The sequence below is a fragment of the Chitinophaga varians genome (genome assembly GCF_012641275.1).
Lineage (GTDB): Bacteria > Bacteroidota > Bacteroidia > Chitinophagales > Chitinophagaceae > Chitinophaga > Chitinophaga varians_A.
Map to the genome: position 1 here is coordinate 2,594,626 of NZ_JABAIA010000001.1, position 15,721 is coordinate 2,610,346.

The window sequence follows — 15,721 nt, forward strand, 5'->3', positions numbered from 1 at the left end:
GCAAAAAGCCGCATCCCCCTATTGGGAGACGGCAATTCTGAAAGTAAGGAAGTAATTAATCTTCAAAAGAAGCCCACTTAGCGGACTGCAGATTAATGGCGGTTACCGCGCCGGCGGTCACCAAAACGGCCGCGGCCACAACAAGAACAAAAAATACTACCATGTAAATCCGGATTTTTGCATTCTCCGAAGCAAATATAGGGAATTGATCACCGGTTTCGCATGGCATTTTTCCGTAAATTAATATCATGAATAAGTATGGCACCACTCATAAGAAACGTACAAGGGCAGCAGAAGATAAAATGACTTTTCGCGAAAGACTGGCCGCCCTCAGCAATATCCCTGCATTTTTCCGGATGGTATGGCAGACCAACCGCGGCTTAACGATTGGCAACGGGGTCCTTCGCATTGCGCAATCCGCCATGCCACTTTCCCTCCTGTATGTTGGTAAACTCATCATTGACGAAGTGGTACTGATCAGTAAAGATCCCGCCCATCATAATACGCACCTCTTATGGCAGCTGGTGGCCCTGGAATTTGGGCTGGCCATCCTTTCAGATGCCCTCAGCAGGGCCATCACCCTTATTGACAGCCTGTTAGGCGACCTGGTAGCCAATCATACCTCTGTGAAGATCATGGAACATGCCGCATCACTGGACCTGGACCAGTTTGAAGATTCCGAGTTTTATGACAAGCTGGAACGTGCCCGTCAACAGACCATTGGCCGTACCATTCTGTTGTCACAGGTATTCAGCCAGGTGCAGGACCTTATCACCATGGGCTTTCTGGCCGCCGGCCTGATCGTATTTAATCCGTGGCTGATATTGCTCCTGCTTGTCGCAGTGATCCCTGCTTTCCTGAATGAGTCCCACTTCAACCATCTGCATTACCGGCTCACCTGGGGCCAGACATCCGATCGCCGTGAGCTGGACTATATCCGCTATCTCGGCGCCAGCGATGAAACCGCCAAAGAAGTGAAAGTCTTCGATCTGTCTGATTTTTTGATACAGCGCTTCCGCGTGATCTCCGATAAGTTCTACAACGATAAAAAGAACCTCGAATCACGCCATGCCGTCTGGGGCACGCTGTTCGCCCTGCTGGGCAGCGCCGGCTACTATGCCGCCTATGTGATCATCATTCTGCAGACGGTCACCGGCGTCCTGAGCATCGGCAGTCTCGCTTTCCTAGCCGGTTCCTTCCGTCAGTTGCGCACCACCTTCCAGGGCATCCTGATCCGCTTCTCCAGCGTAACACAAGGCGCCATGTACCTGAAAGACCTCTTCGATTTCTTCGAGATACAACCGCAGATGCGCTCACCGCAGCATCCGCGGCCATTTCCACATCCTATCCAACAGGGTTTCACCTTTGAAGACGTAGGCTTCAAATACCATAACTCCGACAAATGGGCTATCCGTCACCTGAACTTTACCCTCCATGCCGGAGAAAAACTGGCCCTGGTAGGAGAAAACGGCGCGGGAAAAACGACGCTGGTCAAGCTGCTGGCACGCCTCTATGACCCCGTAGAAGGTCGTATCCTCCTCGATGGCGTAGACCTGCGGGAATACGATCTCTCCGAACTGCGTACACAGGTAGGCGTTATCTTCCAGGATTATCAACGGTACCAGATGACCGTCTCCCAGAATATCGCCGTCGGCAATATTACCCACAGCCACGACCAGGACCTCATCCAGGACGCAGCGCGGCAAAGTCTTGCTGAACCCCTCATCGCGAAAATGCCGCTTGGCTACGAACAGATGCTCGGCCGCCGTTTCAATCAGGGCATAGACCTCTCCGGTGGTGAATGGCAGAAAATAGCCCTCGCCCGCGCCTATATGAAAGACGCACAGCTACTCATACTCGACGAGCCCACCTCCGCCCTGGACGCCCGCGCGGAATACAACGTGTTCCTCCGCTTCGCAGACCTGACCCGTGACAAGACCGCCGTGCTGATATCACACCGGTTCTCTACCGTGCGCATGGCCAACCGGATCCTGGTGCTGGAGAAAGGACAACTCGCGGAAATAGGAAGCCATGAAGAACTGCTGGAGAGGAGAGGGAAGTATGCCGAGTTGTTTGAATTACAGGCGGCGGGGTATAAGTAATATTTGTATTATTGATGTGAACCCATAAATCATGTTGACAGAACTGTTTTCAGAATTTATTGATATCTATCCTGGAGAGAAAAATAGTGTTAAAGAGTCCGCAGAAAAAAATTATGGTCATCTTCGTTCTACGAAAATTATGACTAAAGAGCTACCTGAATTAATTCAACAAATGTCAGGTTTATCCTTGCAACAGTATGACTTCAAAGGCTCTGTGGGTAAAGGTATTATGACTGAAGTACCCAATCTATGTATTCTAGACAAAGCTATTACTACCTCACCAGAAAGGGGATACTATATTGCCTATCTGTTTGATCCACGAATGACCAAATTCTACCTCACACTATTGGTAGCATGGACACAGTTTGAAAAATACTACGATCATCCGCGACAGGCAAGAAAAGCCATTCTGAAACTCCAACAGGCGCTTAGAAACCAATTCGATACGCTTACCTCGTTCTCTTCTGTCGAATTGGGCTTATTAGCGGAGAGAACGCGTACAAAAGGCTATATCTATGGTACACTCTTCCATAAGGTGTACTTCATTGAAGAGATGCCTAGTGATCAAATGCTATTAAATGACCTTCAAAAAATGACCAACCTGTATCAAATTATGAAAGAAGAAATTGGTACAGATGTTCTTCATAAAATTGTTCCCACGGAAGCAGACTTTCAGCTTGACATACAAACGACGACGCCTATTCATTTACCAGATGGACCAGTACCTCGTCCACCAAAAGTACTGCGGGCACCAACGAAATGGCAAAGGAATCCAAGCATTTCGGCGGATGCATTACTGCGTGCTGGTTATAGATGTGAAGTTGATCCCCGTCATGCGACCTTTACCTCCAAGAAAAATAAACATCCCTTTGTAGAAGCACATCATTTTCTACCGATGGCAATGCAAGACAACTATCCTTATAGCATTGATGTGGTAGAAAATATCATCGCCTTGTGCCCAACTTGCCATAGGGCCTTCCATTATGGTGAAAACGACTACAAAAAGGAGCTGATTATTCGGTTTTACGAGGAGAGAAAATTAGGGCTACAACGTCGGAATATCGATATCTCAGAAGAAGCGCTTTTAGACATCTATCTTAAACAAGACGACATCATAGAATAAGAGGTGCTTTACAACACCTCTTATTCATTAGGACACCTACTGTATCTTATACCACGGTAATCCCTGTACTCCTTTCGGATGATGTACCGACGTTTTCACAGCGCTCCCATTGATTTCAAACCAAGGGAAAGAACTGCGTCCACTGGGGTGGTACACTGTCGGATAAACCTTATCATTGGAGATTTCAAACCAGGGTTGCGTATGCGTTCCGCTGGCATGATGAACAGTAGTGAAGATCTGGTTGTCCCGGATTTCAAATTCGGCCAGACCTTTCCATCCTTCCGGATGATGGAGTGTTCTGTAGATGTACATTGGTGTTACTTTTTGGGTTAAAAACGTGATATAAATTTAAGGGAAAATCGGGAATCAATAGGCAGGAAGAAACAATGGATTTCACATTAATTAAATTAACATACAATTAATGTTATTACTGTTAAAGTATAATAATCAAACCTATTCGAATTAATAAATTATAACCCGTCATTAAATTTATTCCAAGCTCCGATTGACAAACATGAAAACGGATGACACTGTACACTCCCCGTCCGTAATATTCAATTCCACAAGTACTATTAAAACTTCTTTAGCAGTTTAAAAAGACCCTCATCTAAAAGCGTTTCAATTCCATCCGGTACGATTAGAGGAACCAATAACAAGATGTTCTGTTTCACTCAATTAGGCGTGGGCTCAGTTTCATTTTATTGATCCACAATCTATTATTTCATCTAATACACGCTACATCAAAATAACGTATATACTATGACGTTATATCATATAAAACTTTTCAAACTAAATGAAACGTAGTACCACGAAGTATTACAACGGACAAAACAATCAAACTTCTTATCAGGAATAAAAAAATATTTTGGAGATATTAAAATATTTTCTCCATCTTTGCACTGTTAAAAAAATCATAAACATGCATCCAAAGTATACACATACACAAAAGTTCATCGCGTTAGGCTATATAGGCCGTACGGATTGCGGGGCATGTTATGCTACAGAATAGTTGAATCAACGAATTCGATATAACACAAGCCCTGCAAGAGATTGCAGGGCTTTTTTAATTTATAAAATCATGAAACAGTCAACACTATATCATATTCATTTTAGCATACAGCCAATAGGCCGTAAGCAGTATTATGCCCCTAAACGACAACGACTTCGGTAAACCCCTGCACGTATCATCGTGTAAAAGTAATCTGAAACCGGTCGTTGTAAAATGACCGGTTTTTTTGTTGCCCCAAAAGTCCGGCCTGTAGCTCAACGGTGAGAGCGGCTGCCTTATACGCAGTGTGTTACTGGTTCAAATCCAGTCTGGCCGACAAGAAAAACGGGTAAGGTAGTTCAACGGCAGAACACCCGATTGTGGATCGGAGGATCAGGGTTCGATTCCCGCCTTTACCCCTTATGTGAGTGCTGCGATGACGGTGTATCGCAATGGTCTGTAAAACCATCGCCTTCGGGCTTAGCAGGTTCGAATCCTGCCACTCGCACCAGGGCTGTCAGCCTTAAATTCTTCTTTGACAAAGAAGCAGGGACAGTTGTATACGCAAACCAGGCGCGGGTTTCATATAGCCCCGCAGTGCAACGGTAGTAACTGGTTGTATGCTGTTGCGGCATCATTTGTTTCCTGTGTTTTAATCTATGGGTAAGAGGTTCGATTCCTCTCTGATCTGAAAAATCAGTAGCTCATCTGGTAGAGCAATAGAAAACAAACGGGTTCGATTCCCACCTCGAAAGAGGTAAGCCGATGGTCAGGCAAAGGACTTGGGATCCTTCAGAAGCGCACATCTTCATTAAAAAGTGCACCATCAAAAAGTCAGGGTTATATGCCCACGCCACCGCGTCAAAAGGGCGCAACGGTACATCCGGTGGACACCAGCAAACGGCTGTATATATCCGTGTCATTCGTATCACTTTGTTACTTTCCTTCCGCCATAACAGATACGAACACACGAAGTGAAAGTCGTTTCCGTGAAAACGGGAAGGTCACATATCTCTGGCTTATTATTTCATCCGCCCAAAAAATAAAAAGAAATGAAAAGGGTACTCATCAATGCGTATGAAATCGGTCTCGTCTTCAAAAGAGGCGTATACCAACGCATGCTGAAAGCCGGCAGCTACTGGCTGTTTGGCGAAGATGTGAAAGTGTATGACATCAATACTGCTTTCACCGCACCGGTAGAACTCAACATTCTCCTGCAGGATGCAGCACTCGCCGAGGCGCTGCACGTCATCGACGTAAAAGAAACGGAGATCGTACTGCTGTACGAGAACGGTTTACTGAAAAAAGTGCTTACTACCGGAAGGTACACTTTCTGGAAAAACCTGATCGAATACAAATTCGTAAGGGCCGACATCAGCAAAGTGAACATTACGGAGAATATAGACCGTTCCACGCTGAACCATAAACTGGTAGCGCCTTTCGTAAGGTCCACCGTGGTGGAGAACTACGAAAAGGCAGTGCTGCTGATCGATGGAAAATACGAAATCACCCTCTCTCACGGTACCTACTACTGGTGGAAGAATGATATCCCTGTCCTGGTCAGCAAGGTGGACATGAGACAGCGCCAGCTGGAGATCAACGGACAGGAAATCCTGACCAAAGACAAGGCTGCACTGCGGACCAACGCCTGGGCACAGTACCGGGTAGACAACATCGAAAAAGCGATGCTGCTCAACAAGGACCATGAAAAACAGTTGTATGTCCTTTTCCAGCTGGCACTGCGGGAATACATCGCGGGCCTCGGCTTCGATGAGCTGATGGAGAAAAAAGACGCGCTGTCTGCCTTCGTACTGGAGGCTGTCAGCAAAAATGCGGAGGCATTGGGCGTCACCATCACCAGCTTCGGCATCCGGGACATCATCCTGCCGGGCGACGTGAAAGACATCATGAACCAGGTACTGGTGGCGGAGAAAAAAGCGCAGGCCAATATCATCATGAGAAGGGAAGAAACCGCCAGCACCAGGAGCCTGCTGAATACCGCCAAACTGATGGAGGACAATCCCATGCTGTTCAAGCTGAAAGAAATGGAATATGTGGAGAAAATCGCGGAGAAAATCAACAACATCAGCGTTTCCGGCAACGGTGTGCTGATAGATCAGCTCCGGCAGCTCTTCATCAGCAAATAAAATCAGAAAAGAGTTAACTTTGCGGTTGACTCTTTTCTAATTTTTTCAACTATGCACGGACGTAACCGAAACGATATTTACCCAGGCCTGGAAGTAGCGATCATCCTTAAAAAAGATCAGCGTACCGGCAAACGCACCTACGGCATCGTTCAGGACATACTCACTTCCGCGCCCTTCCATTCCCGCGGTATTAAAGTCCGCCTGGAAGACGGCCAGGTTGGCCGCGTGGCCGAAATCAATGTCACGGAAGAAGACTGACATTTCCACTACATATAAATACCAATTATCAGGTGACCGGGCATTCCCCATCACGCAGAAAAGTCGTACTTTGACGACGTTTCCAGAGTGCGATTTTACATGCGAAATATAACCACCCTCAATGATGTTCACCAGCAGTTTGCCGAGTACTTCGAAGTGCCGGTACTGAAGCCGTATGCTTACCTGTTGTCTAAAAAGCTCAGTGAGGGACATATCTGCCTCGACCTCGACACCATCAGCGAAGAACAGGAAAATCTGCCAGGATTCTACCAACTCCAGGAAAACGGGGCCGCCCCGCTGGCCACTATCCCGCTGGTCGGAAAAAACGGCAACGATTCACAGCCGTTCGTATTGTTCCAAAACAGACTGTACCTGCAACGGTACTACCGCTACGAAACCAGCTTCCTGCAGCATATCAACGATTTCCTAGCGGCCGAGAAAGCACTGCTATCTGAAAGAATTGCACTGCTGGAACAACAGCAGGAACTGGTCCGGCTACTGTTTCCCGCTGGCAGTAACCTGCGCGACGGCGATGATCCGGCCGACTGGCAACTGGCAGCAGCCATCACCGGTGTGTTGAATAACTTCACCATCATCACTGGCGGCCCCGGTACAGGTAAAACCACCACCGTGGCCAAACTGCTGGCCATCCTGTACGCTACCGACCCGGCCCTTAAAGTGGCGCTGGCCGCGCCTACCGGAAAAGCCGCAGCGAGGATGGCGGAAAGCTTACGTAACACCAATATCCCGGTAGATGCGGCTATTGCGGAGAAATTCCAGGAACTGAGCCCGTCGACTATCCACCGGTTACTCAAGTCCATCAAAAACAGCCCGTATTTCCGGTATAACAAAAAAAATCCGCTCACCTATGATGTCGTCATCATCGATGAGTGCTCTATGATAGATGTGGCCCTCTTCGCCAAACTGCTGGACGCGATCCATCCGCAGACACGCCTTATCCTGCTGGGCGATAAGGACCAACTGGCCTCTGTAGAGGCCGGCAGCCTGTTCGGAGACCTGTGCCAGGCACAGGAAAAACTGAACATGTTCTCTCATGAACGGCTACAGCTGATTAACCGGTTCATCTTCGATGACCAACGTAAAATACCGGCGACACAGGCACAAACAAATTCACGGCACCCGCTGTTTGAACACCTGGTGGAACTGCGCCGCAGTCACCGCTTTACTGGTCATACCGGTATTGGCAAGTTCAGTAAGGCGCTGATCAGGAACGATCAACCGGCTATCCGCAGCTTCTTTGCCGCCGGCGCCGACGATCAGGTGATCATCGACCAATCCTGCGATGTGACGTTGTTCCATAAATTCATCTCGGGATATGAATCGTTCATCAACGAACCAGATACCCGCAACGCCCTCCGTAAGCTCAACGATCAGCGTGTGCTCGTGGCAGTAAGGGAAGGGGCACAAGGCCTCTACGCTATCAACCGTGACATAGAACGATATCTCCATGATCACGGCAAAATCAGGATCACCGCGGAGTTCTACGAAAACCGCCCGATTATTCTTACCCGCAACTATTATGAACACGGGTTGTTTAATGGTGATACCGGCATCATCCGTCTTGATGAGAATGGCGTGCTGATGGCCTGGTTTGAAGACAGCAACGGAGAACTGAAGGGCGTACTGCCCGGTTATCTCACCCTGGCGGAAACAGCTTTTGCGATGACCATTCACAAAAGCCAGGGTTCAGAATTCGGTCAGGTGCTGGTAGTGCTCCCGGATGCGGCCGATGTGCCCATCCTGACAAGGGAGCTGCTATATACCGCGGTCAGCCGCGCACGGAACAAAGTATACGTGCAGGGCTCCGCAGATGTCATCCTCGCCGCTGCAGAACGTTTTGTGGCCAGGGCCTCCGGCATTGCCGCCCGCTTCCTGGCGCAGGCAGCCGATGTCAAAACAGGAAATTAAACATGGCTATATATCTCAAGGTTTCGAATTCGCTCAATAGTCTGGCCAGCGGCCTTTCAGACGACCTGAAGGCCGCCGGCAACGGCGTGTTCCAGCCACATTATATCATCACCCAGACGGAAGGGATGAACAACTGGCTGAAGCTGCAGCTGGCCTATAAAATGGGCATCGCGGCCAACTGCCGGTTCATGAAACCCAATGACCTGCTTTTTCACCTGTATCTGCTGCTGGGCGGCCCCTTCACACAGGTGCTCTCTCCGCAGAACCTGAGCTGGCTGCTGTTTAAACTAATGGGAGAACCTGCGTTTGCAGAGAAGTACCCCGAAGTGGCCACCTATTTCAACGAAGGAGAAGGAGAGAGCGAATTGAAACGCATGGGCCTGGCCGAAAAAGTGGCCGACTTATTCGACCAGTACCAGGTATACCGCCCGGAGATGATCAAAGAGTGGAGCCAGGCCAACCCCGATCTACTAAAAGACGATGAATGGCAAGCCTGGCTCTGGGCCAAGGTGAAAGCCGTTTCCGGCAACGCCCTGCCGGACAAAACACTGGTAGGCAACTATATCCTCGAAACCCTTTTCTATAAAGGGCCGCACGCAGGCCTGTCCACCAAAATGCCGGCAGTGCACCTTTTCGGCCTGTCGATCATCACGGCCTACCACATCAAGATCCTCCATGAGCTGTCATCTTATATAGATATTCACTTCCATATCATCAATCCTGCACCAGTGGTGTATTGGTTTGATGATAAAAGCGAAAAACAACTGGCCCGCTGGCGGCAGAAAGGACTGGAAGAACAGAAATCCAGCGATCCGCGTAACGTAGGCAACGCCCTGCTCACCGGCTGGGGCCGCGTGATACAAAACACTTTCGGCCTGTTTTTCCAATACGATGCATTCATCAACGCCTTTGAGGAAATAGGCATCGAAGAACCAATACCAGACTCGCTGCTGCATAAAGTACAACACGATATCTTCAGTGCTGCCACAGATCACCGCCTTCTGCTGAGCCTTGAAGATGTACAGGACGGCTCCATTACCATCAATTCCTGCTATACCATTGCCCGGGAAGTGGAGGTGCTTTACAACTACCTCGTTCACCTTGTGGACCAGCGCCAGGAATATCTTTCTCCCCGTGATATTGTAGTCATGGTGAGTGATATTGATGCGTACGCTCCCTACATCAAGGCGGTGTTCAATAACGCACCATATAAGTTCCGCTACACTATTGCGGATGAAAGTTATACCGACAACGACAACCTCTTCAACGCCCTTTACGCACTACTGACCATCAATGAAGACAACTTCACCGCAGAGGCGGTGATGCAGCTGCTGGACTTTTCCTATATCCGTAACCGTTTCGGGCTGAATGATCCGGTGCATCTCAGAAGCATCGTAGAAGCAGCCAATATCCGCTTCGGTATCGAAGGAAAAAAATCAGAAGAGACCCATTTTGTCAGTTGGCGTTACGGTATACAACGTATCATGTACGGCATCTGTATGAGCGGGGAAGAAGAATACGGCTACGGCGACGACAGCTTTTTCCCGCTGGACGTGCAGGAAGGCAGCGACGCCCATGAAACCATCCGCTTCTGCCACTTTGCAGAAGTACTGATGGCAGCTATCGAAGAGAGAAAGAAACTCCGTAGTATCGCCGACTGGGTGAAATATACCGAACAGGTAGTCCACAGCCTGGTGTTTGAACAGCAGGAAGAAGTAGATGAAGATTATAATGCGCTGATCAAACAACTGACCGACTACCATTCCCTGAATGACTATATGCAGGAACCGGTAGCCTTTGAAGTGTTCAGCCACAGCCTGCTGCAGGCGTTGACCGGTTCCACCCGCGCCGGCCTGTTCGTCAACGGCGGCATTACCTTCTGTTCGTTGATCCCTATGCGTAGTATCCCTTTTAAAGTGGTAGCGCTCATGGGCCTGAACTTCGACAAGTTCCCCCGCCGGGAAATCAAGTCGAGCTTCAACCTGATGGAAAAACAATGGCAGCGCGGAGACCGTAACGTAAAAGAAAACGATAAACACCTTTTCCTCGAAACAGTGTTGTCTGCTCAGCAATATCTCTACATCAGCTATGTAGGCCGCAACGCCAAAGACAATACGCCACTACCACCTTCCGCACTGGTAGATGAGCTGGTAGACTACATTATCTCCGGTGTAAAAGACGGCGCAGAGAAAGTGCGGGACATGCTGATCACACAACAGCCACTACAGGGCTTCAGCCGCAAATACAGCATGGGAAACGATCGCCTGTACAGTTACCTGAACAGTCACCAGGACACAGGAAAGGCGGTCATCAACCAACAGAAAAAAATCGATCCGATCATTTTCGGGGAAATAAACCTCGACGAGCTGGTCAGCTTCTTCAAGAACCCATTCAAAGCCTATTACAACAAGGTATTGGGCATCTACTATAACGACGAACAAATTCTGCTGAGCGACACGGAGCTGTTCAGCCTCGATAACCTCCAGCAATGGAGTATTAAAAATCAGCTGTTGCCGGTAACGGAAGCGGATAAACGTATTCTACAAAAAAGACTGGTTAAAAAAGGACAGCTGCCACTTAACAATATGGCGTTTGTGGCCATTCAACAGGTAGAAGAGCGCGTACATCCCGTGCGTACCCTGTATGAAAATGCCACCCAGGGCGCCACAGAGCAGAAAGCCTCTTTTGAAACAACTATCGATGGTACCCTGCTCAAAGGCACTATCAATAATATTTACAATGACCAGCTCATACAAATATCCTGGTCAAAGAACGAGACCAAATACATGGTAGAAGCTTATGTGCGCTACCTTGCCGGCATTGCGTCCGGCACCGTGCAGGGGATGCAGTATATCTCCGGCGCTAAAAAAGAAGCTATTTTTCAGGCGACAAGGATCTCAAAAGAAATGGCGTATAACCGTTTAGGTGAGTTAATGAAAATATATAAATCAGGATTTGAAAAGATCGTTCCTTTTTACCCTGATTTCGGTACCCAGCCTAAAGATCTTCCAGATCTTGACAGCAAAGCATTTGACGAGCTGGTGGAAAAAAAACTGAATAATTATCAGTTCCCTTGTAACGATAATTATATCCTCCAGGAATATGAAAAAGGATTTTTCAGCGATGAGACTGTACTGGCTGATTACAAAAGATTATGTGATCAGCTTATTGTGCCGCTGGCTGAAATTTTTCCTGAATATTATGAGTAAACGATGACGGAGAACAGATATCAACATTTCGTAGCGACTGAAGTACCACTGGAAGGGAGTAACCTGATAGAAGCCAGTGCCGGCACGGGGAAGACATATTCCATCGCGGTGCTGGTGCTGCGTCTTATCCTGGAAAAACAACTATCAGTGAAAGATATCCTGATGGTGACGTTTACCAAAGCGGCAGTAGCCGAGCTGGAAGACCGTATCCGGCTCTTCATCCGCAAGGCTTATACCGTGAGCTTCGGTAATCCCGTAGATGATGATACTATCGTTCATTTGGTATTGCAGGCTGTTGACCAATGGGGCGCCATTGAAGTCAACCACCGGCTGCGGGATGCCGTGCTGCTGCTCGACGAAACTTCGGTACTCACCATCCACAGCTTCTGCCAGCAAACGCTCAATGAGTTTGCATTTGAGACAGACCAGCTTTTCGGCGCAGAAATGGTCCCCGACACCACACCTATCATCGAAAACGAACTGAATAAATTCTGGCGCACACATGTCACCACGCTGCACCCTGTCATCCTACAGATGCTGTGGCGCGAAAGCATGCGTACCGATATCCAAAAAGTATTACAGGAGCATCTCAGCGGAAAAAAATACCTGGGATACCAGCCACGGGAGCGCTATTACATTACCGCGGCCCAACAACAAAGCTGGCTGGAAGAGCTGAACAATATCCGTCAGCAACAAACTGCCGCAGAAACAGCGCTGCATGATTACATCCTGCAAAACAGGGAAGCGCTGATTGCCGCCTGTAACACCAAAGCCAACGCAAAAAAAGATATCCTGCCGAAGATTGACAATCCTGTTGAATTCGCCGGGATCATTCAAAAAAGAAGGTCTTCCGGTTATATCAAAGAACTTTTTCCGGAGATACTGGAGCTGATAGACGCACAGGATGCTTTCGGGGAGATGATCAGCGAACATATTGATGCCCTTCGCCGTCAACTGAACTGTCTGGCGATCCAGGAAGTCGCCGAAGGCGTAAAAGCCTACAAACAGCATAGCAACATGCTGAATTACGATGACCTAATCAGTCACCTGAACCTGGCTTTAGTTCAAAAAGACAACCCCGGCCTGATAGCCTCGCTGCAAAACAAATACAAAGCCGTGTTTGTGGATGAATTCCAGGACACCGACCGCCAGCAGTATGAAATCTTCAACCGGGCCTTCGGCGAAAACACCATCCTGTTCTACATCGGCGACCCCAAACAAAGTATTTATGCCTGGCGGAAAGCCGATATCTTCACCTACTTCGACGCCCGCAACAGCGTACAGCATCTCTACGATATGAACCATAACTATCGTTCATCGGAGAACCTGATTGCGGCCATGAATGCTTTCTTCAAGCCCACGCCCGGTTTCGATACGTTTGAATTTGCCGGTGAGAAAGACAGTATTCAGTACATCGATGTGATGGCCCCCGAAGAAAGCAGCAAAGGCTTTCTGTATTACAACGATAAAAAAGAGGTGCCCATTACCATTTTCAATTGTAAAAACAAGGACACCATCGCCGGCGCAGTGGCCGCGCAGGTAGCGCAACTGCTGCTGGACCCGGCATATAAAATCGTCAAAGACAAAACACAGGAAATCACCCCGTCAGATATTGGTATCCTGGTACGTACCGGCAAAGAAGGCCGGGACATCAAACAAAAGCTGGCCCAGCTGGGCATTCCGGCAGTTACCATCGACGATACGAAAGTGCTGAATACTGCCGAAGCGCTTGATGTATTGTACCTGCTGGAGGCCATGGAAACGCCGGAGCGTTCCACTATTAACCGGGCGCTGTTGTCGCCCTTTACCGGCTTCAGCGTACAGGATATCCTGAACCTCGACGACGAAATAGCCCTTACCCGTTTTGGACACTACCATGCCCTGTGGCAGGAAAACGGCGCCTATACTGCGCTGATGACGTTTATCGCCGACTTCGGCGTACGCGGCGTACTGCTGGGTGACCACTCCAAAAACGGCGAACGAACCATCACGAACCTCTATCAGTTGGCAGAGCTGGTACACCAGGTACAGAACCGCAAGAACCTCTCTATGCGGGACCTGATTTCCTGGCTGAAACGCGGCATCGATGGTATGCCGGTAGAAGGGGATGAGTATACGCAACGTGTAGAAAGCGATGAAGAAGCCGTGAATATCGTTACCATTCACAAAAGCAAAGGCCTGGATTACCGGATAGTACTGGCGCCTTACCTGGATTTCAGGAATGCTGACAGTGATTACCTCAGCTTCCGCGACCCTGACACCGGAGATTATATCAATGCTGAGGCTAAAAGGGTTTCTCCCGAACAAAAAGCGGCGCAGCAACGGCAGCAGGAACAGGAAGACCGCCGGTTGATTTATGTTGCTATCACCCGCGCGGTGTATAAATGTTACCTGTTTAATAACACCAGCAATAACAAGTCTTCGTTCACCAAATTCATGGACGCCTTCCGGCATTACCCGCCGGACCCGTTGCTCATAGAAACAAAAGATACCCTGCCGCAGGAACCGGAGCAACGGTACCGCAAAAGCAAGCTGGCGCCCAATCGTAATGCCGGCAATGCGCCGGTGTCTTTCTTCCTCCGGGAGGAGAACTGGCGCAAGATGAGTTACACCATGCTGGCCGCCAAACCGGAGCAGAAGCCCCGTATCCGCAGCGCTCAACAGGAAAACGAATATGATAACTTTATATTCAATACCCTGCGCAAAGGCGCTAAAACGGGGAACCTGCTGCACTTCCTCTTCGAGAACATTAATTTCTCCGATGACAGTCAATGGGAATATTGGGTCAATGAAGCTATCGCCCGTTTTGTACCGGGGCAGGAAGAGCTTTACCTGCCTATGTTACAGGAACTGCTGCAACACGTGATGCACACCCAGATCAAGGTAGGTAAAACGAGTTTCCAGCTGGCCTCTGTGGGCAGGAACAAACGCCTCGCCGAACTGGAATTTGACTTCCCGGTACCGCTGTTCCGCGCCAATATGCTGAATACGCTCTCAGACAACGATCTAACAATAACGGTTAAACGCTTTTCAGAGGACAGGAACCAGGAGCTCGAAGGTATTATGAACGGTAAGATCGACCTGTTTTTCGAACATCATCACCGGTATTACATCCTCGACTGGAAATCCAACTACCTGGGAGGTCATGTGGAAGACTATGCCCCAACAGCGCTGGCAGCCGCCATGAACGACAACAACTACCACCTGCAATACCTGATCTATACCGTGGCCGTGAAGAAATACCTGGAAAGCAGACTGCCCGATTTCGACTATCAGAAGCACTTTGGCGGCGTGATCTACTGTTTTGTCCGCGGTATCCGCAACAATGGCAACTATGGCATCTTTACCGCCCGGCCCGACCTTGACACGATCACATTCATAGAAGACATGCTGACGGCCAAAAGCCACCGGTATTAAAGCAGCTTCAGGTCTTTGGTGATCCTGTCAATTTCTGTATTCAGGTTAGGGCCTATAGCGCAGCAGGTTTTGGTAGGCACCCCGCCGAATTCCGTCAGCCCTGAGTCGGTGATCAGTGTGGCATTCAGCCCGTCTTCCACCGCCTGCTGATACACGCGGAGCAGTTCTTCTTCCGAATCCACTGACAGACAGATCTTGGTAAATCCTTTGGTGAACCATTCCTGCACTTCTTCCGGATTACGGAGATGGGTCTGCAAAGTATTTCCTTCTATACTCGCTTCGCGGGTCAAAAAAGCAATAGAGGCGTGGGCTCCCTGCGCAATCATTTTTCCCTTCCGCATGTTCAGGTCCTTGCGCATGACAATAACTTGTTTGACAATTCTCGATGCCATGAAATTTTTTTTATAATATTACTGTAAATGTAACCCTTATGCGTATACGGACCCTATTACTGCTATTGTTAATACTGCCTTCCGCAGCGACAGCCCAGTCCGGCCCCTCCTCATTACAAAAGGCCTGGGTAGGGCCTGAACTGGCGTATGTGGCGT

The 15,721-nt window shown here is 48.8% G+C and carries 9 protein-coding genes and 3 tRNA genes; 10 read left to right on the top strand and 2 right to left on the bottom strand.

The window, feature by feature from the left end; translation table 11 throughout:
• Nucleotides 1–248 precede the first annotated feature (248 nt).
• Both HGH92_RS10500 and HGH92_RS10505 read left to right on the top strand, forming a co-directional pair.
• A complete protein-coding gene (locus HGH92_RS10500; RefSeq protein ID WP_168870676.1) occupies nt 249–2,102 on the top strand; it encodes an ABC transporter ATP-binding protein in 1,854 nt (617 codons plus the stop codon).
• A 31-nt stretch (nt 2,103–2,133) separates the two neighbouring features.
• Nucleotides 2,134–3,225: an MrcB family domain-containing protein gene (locus HGH92_RS10505; protein ID WP_168870677.1), complete on the top strand. Its 1,092-nt coding sequence runs from the start codon at nt 2,134–2,136 to the stop codon at nt 3,223–3,225.
• Between the two features lie 36 nt (nt 3,226–3,261).
• On the opposite strand, the gene HGH92_RS10510 is transcribed toward HGH92_RS10505, so the two are convergent.
• Nucleotides 3,262–3,537: a hypothetical protein gene (locus HGH92_RS10510; RefSeq protein ID WP_168870678.1), complete on the bottom strand. Its 276-nt coding sequence runs from the start codon at nt 3,535–3,537 to the stop codon at nt 3,262–3,264.
• Between the two features lie 940 nt (nt 3,538–4,477).
• On the opposite strand from HGH92_RS10510, the gene HGH92_RS10515 reads away from it, so the two are divergent.
• The 8 genes from HGH92_RS10515 (at nt 4,478) to recB (ending at nt 15,173) form a co-directional block, all read left to right on the top strand.
• Nucleotides 4,478–4,550 (top strand) — tRNA-Ile (locus tag HGH92_RS10515).
• Between the two features lie 10 nt (nt 4,551–4,560).
• Nucleotides 4,561–4,633: transfer RNA gene (locus HGH92_RS10520), tRNA-His, on the top strand.
• 4 nt (nt 4,634–4,637) lie between these two features.
• A tRNA-Tyr gene (locus tag HGH92_RS10525) sits at nt 4,638–4,724 on the top strand.
• Between the two features lie 541 nt (nt 4,725–5,265).
• Nucleotides 5,266–6,360 (top strand): slipin family protein, encoded by a 1,095-nt coding sequence (locus tag HGH92_RS10530; protein ID WP_168870679.1) that lies wholly within the window; start codon nt 5,266–5,268, stop codon nt 6,358–6,360.
• A gap of 51 nt (nt 6,361–6,411) precedes the next feature.
• Nucleotides 6,412–6,618 carry a YwbE family protein gene (locus HGH92_RS10535; RefSeq protein WP_078669488.1) on the top strand — a complete coding sequence of 69 codons (207 nt, stop codon included), beginning with the start codon at nt 6,412–6,414 and terminating at the stop codon, nt 6,616–6,618.
• Between the two features lie 99 nt (nt 6,619–6,717).
• Nucleotides 6,718–8,547, top strand: a complete 1,830-nt coding sequence (gene recD / locus HGH92_RS10540; RefSeq protein WP_211092573.1) for an exodeoxyribonuclease V subunit alpha — start codon at nt 6,718–6,720, stop codon at nt 8,545–8,547.
• A gap of 2 nt (nt 8,548–8,549) precedes the next feature.
• Nucleotides 8,550–11,756 (top strand): exodeoxyribonuclease V subunit gamma, encoded by a 3,207-nt coding sequence (gene recC / locus HGH92_RS10545; protein WP_168870680.1) that lies wholly within the window; start codon nt 8,550–8,552, stop codon nt 11,754–11,756.
• A gap of 3 nt (nt 11,757–11,759) precedes the next feature.
• Entirely contained in the window at nt 11,760–15,173 is a 3,414-nt protein-coding gene (gene recB, locus HGH92_RS10550) for an exodeoxyribonuclease V subunit beta (protein WP_168870681.1), read from the top strand.
• Here the strand turns inward: recB and pth2 are convergent.
• Nucleotides 15,170–15,565: an aminoacyl-tRNA hydrolase gene (pth2, locus tag HGH92_RS10555; protein ID WP_168870682.1), complete on the bottom strand. Its 396-nt coding sequence runs from the start codon at nt 15,563–15,565 to the stop codon at nt 15,170–15,172. The genes recB and pth2 overlap by 4 nt on opposite strands.
• Between the last annotated feature and the right edge of the window lie 156 nt (nt 15,566–15,721).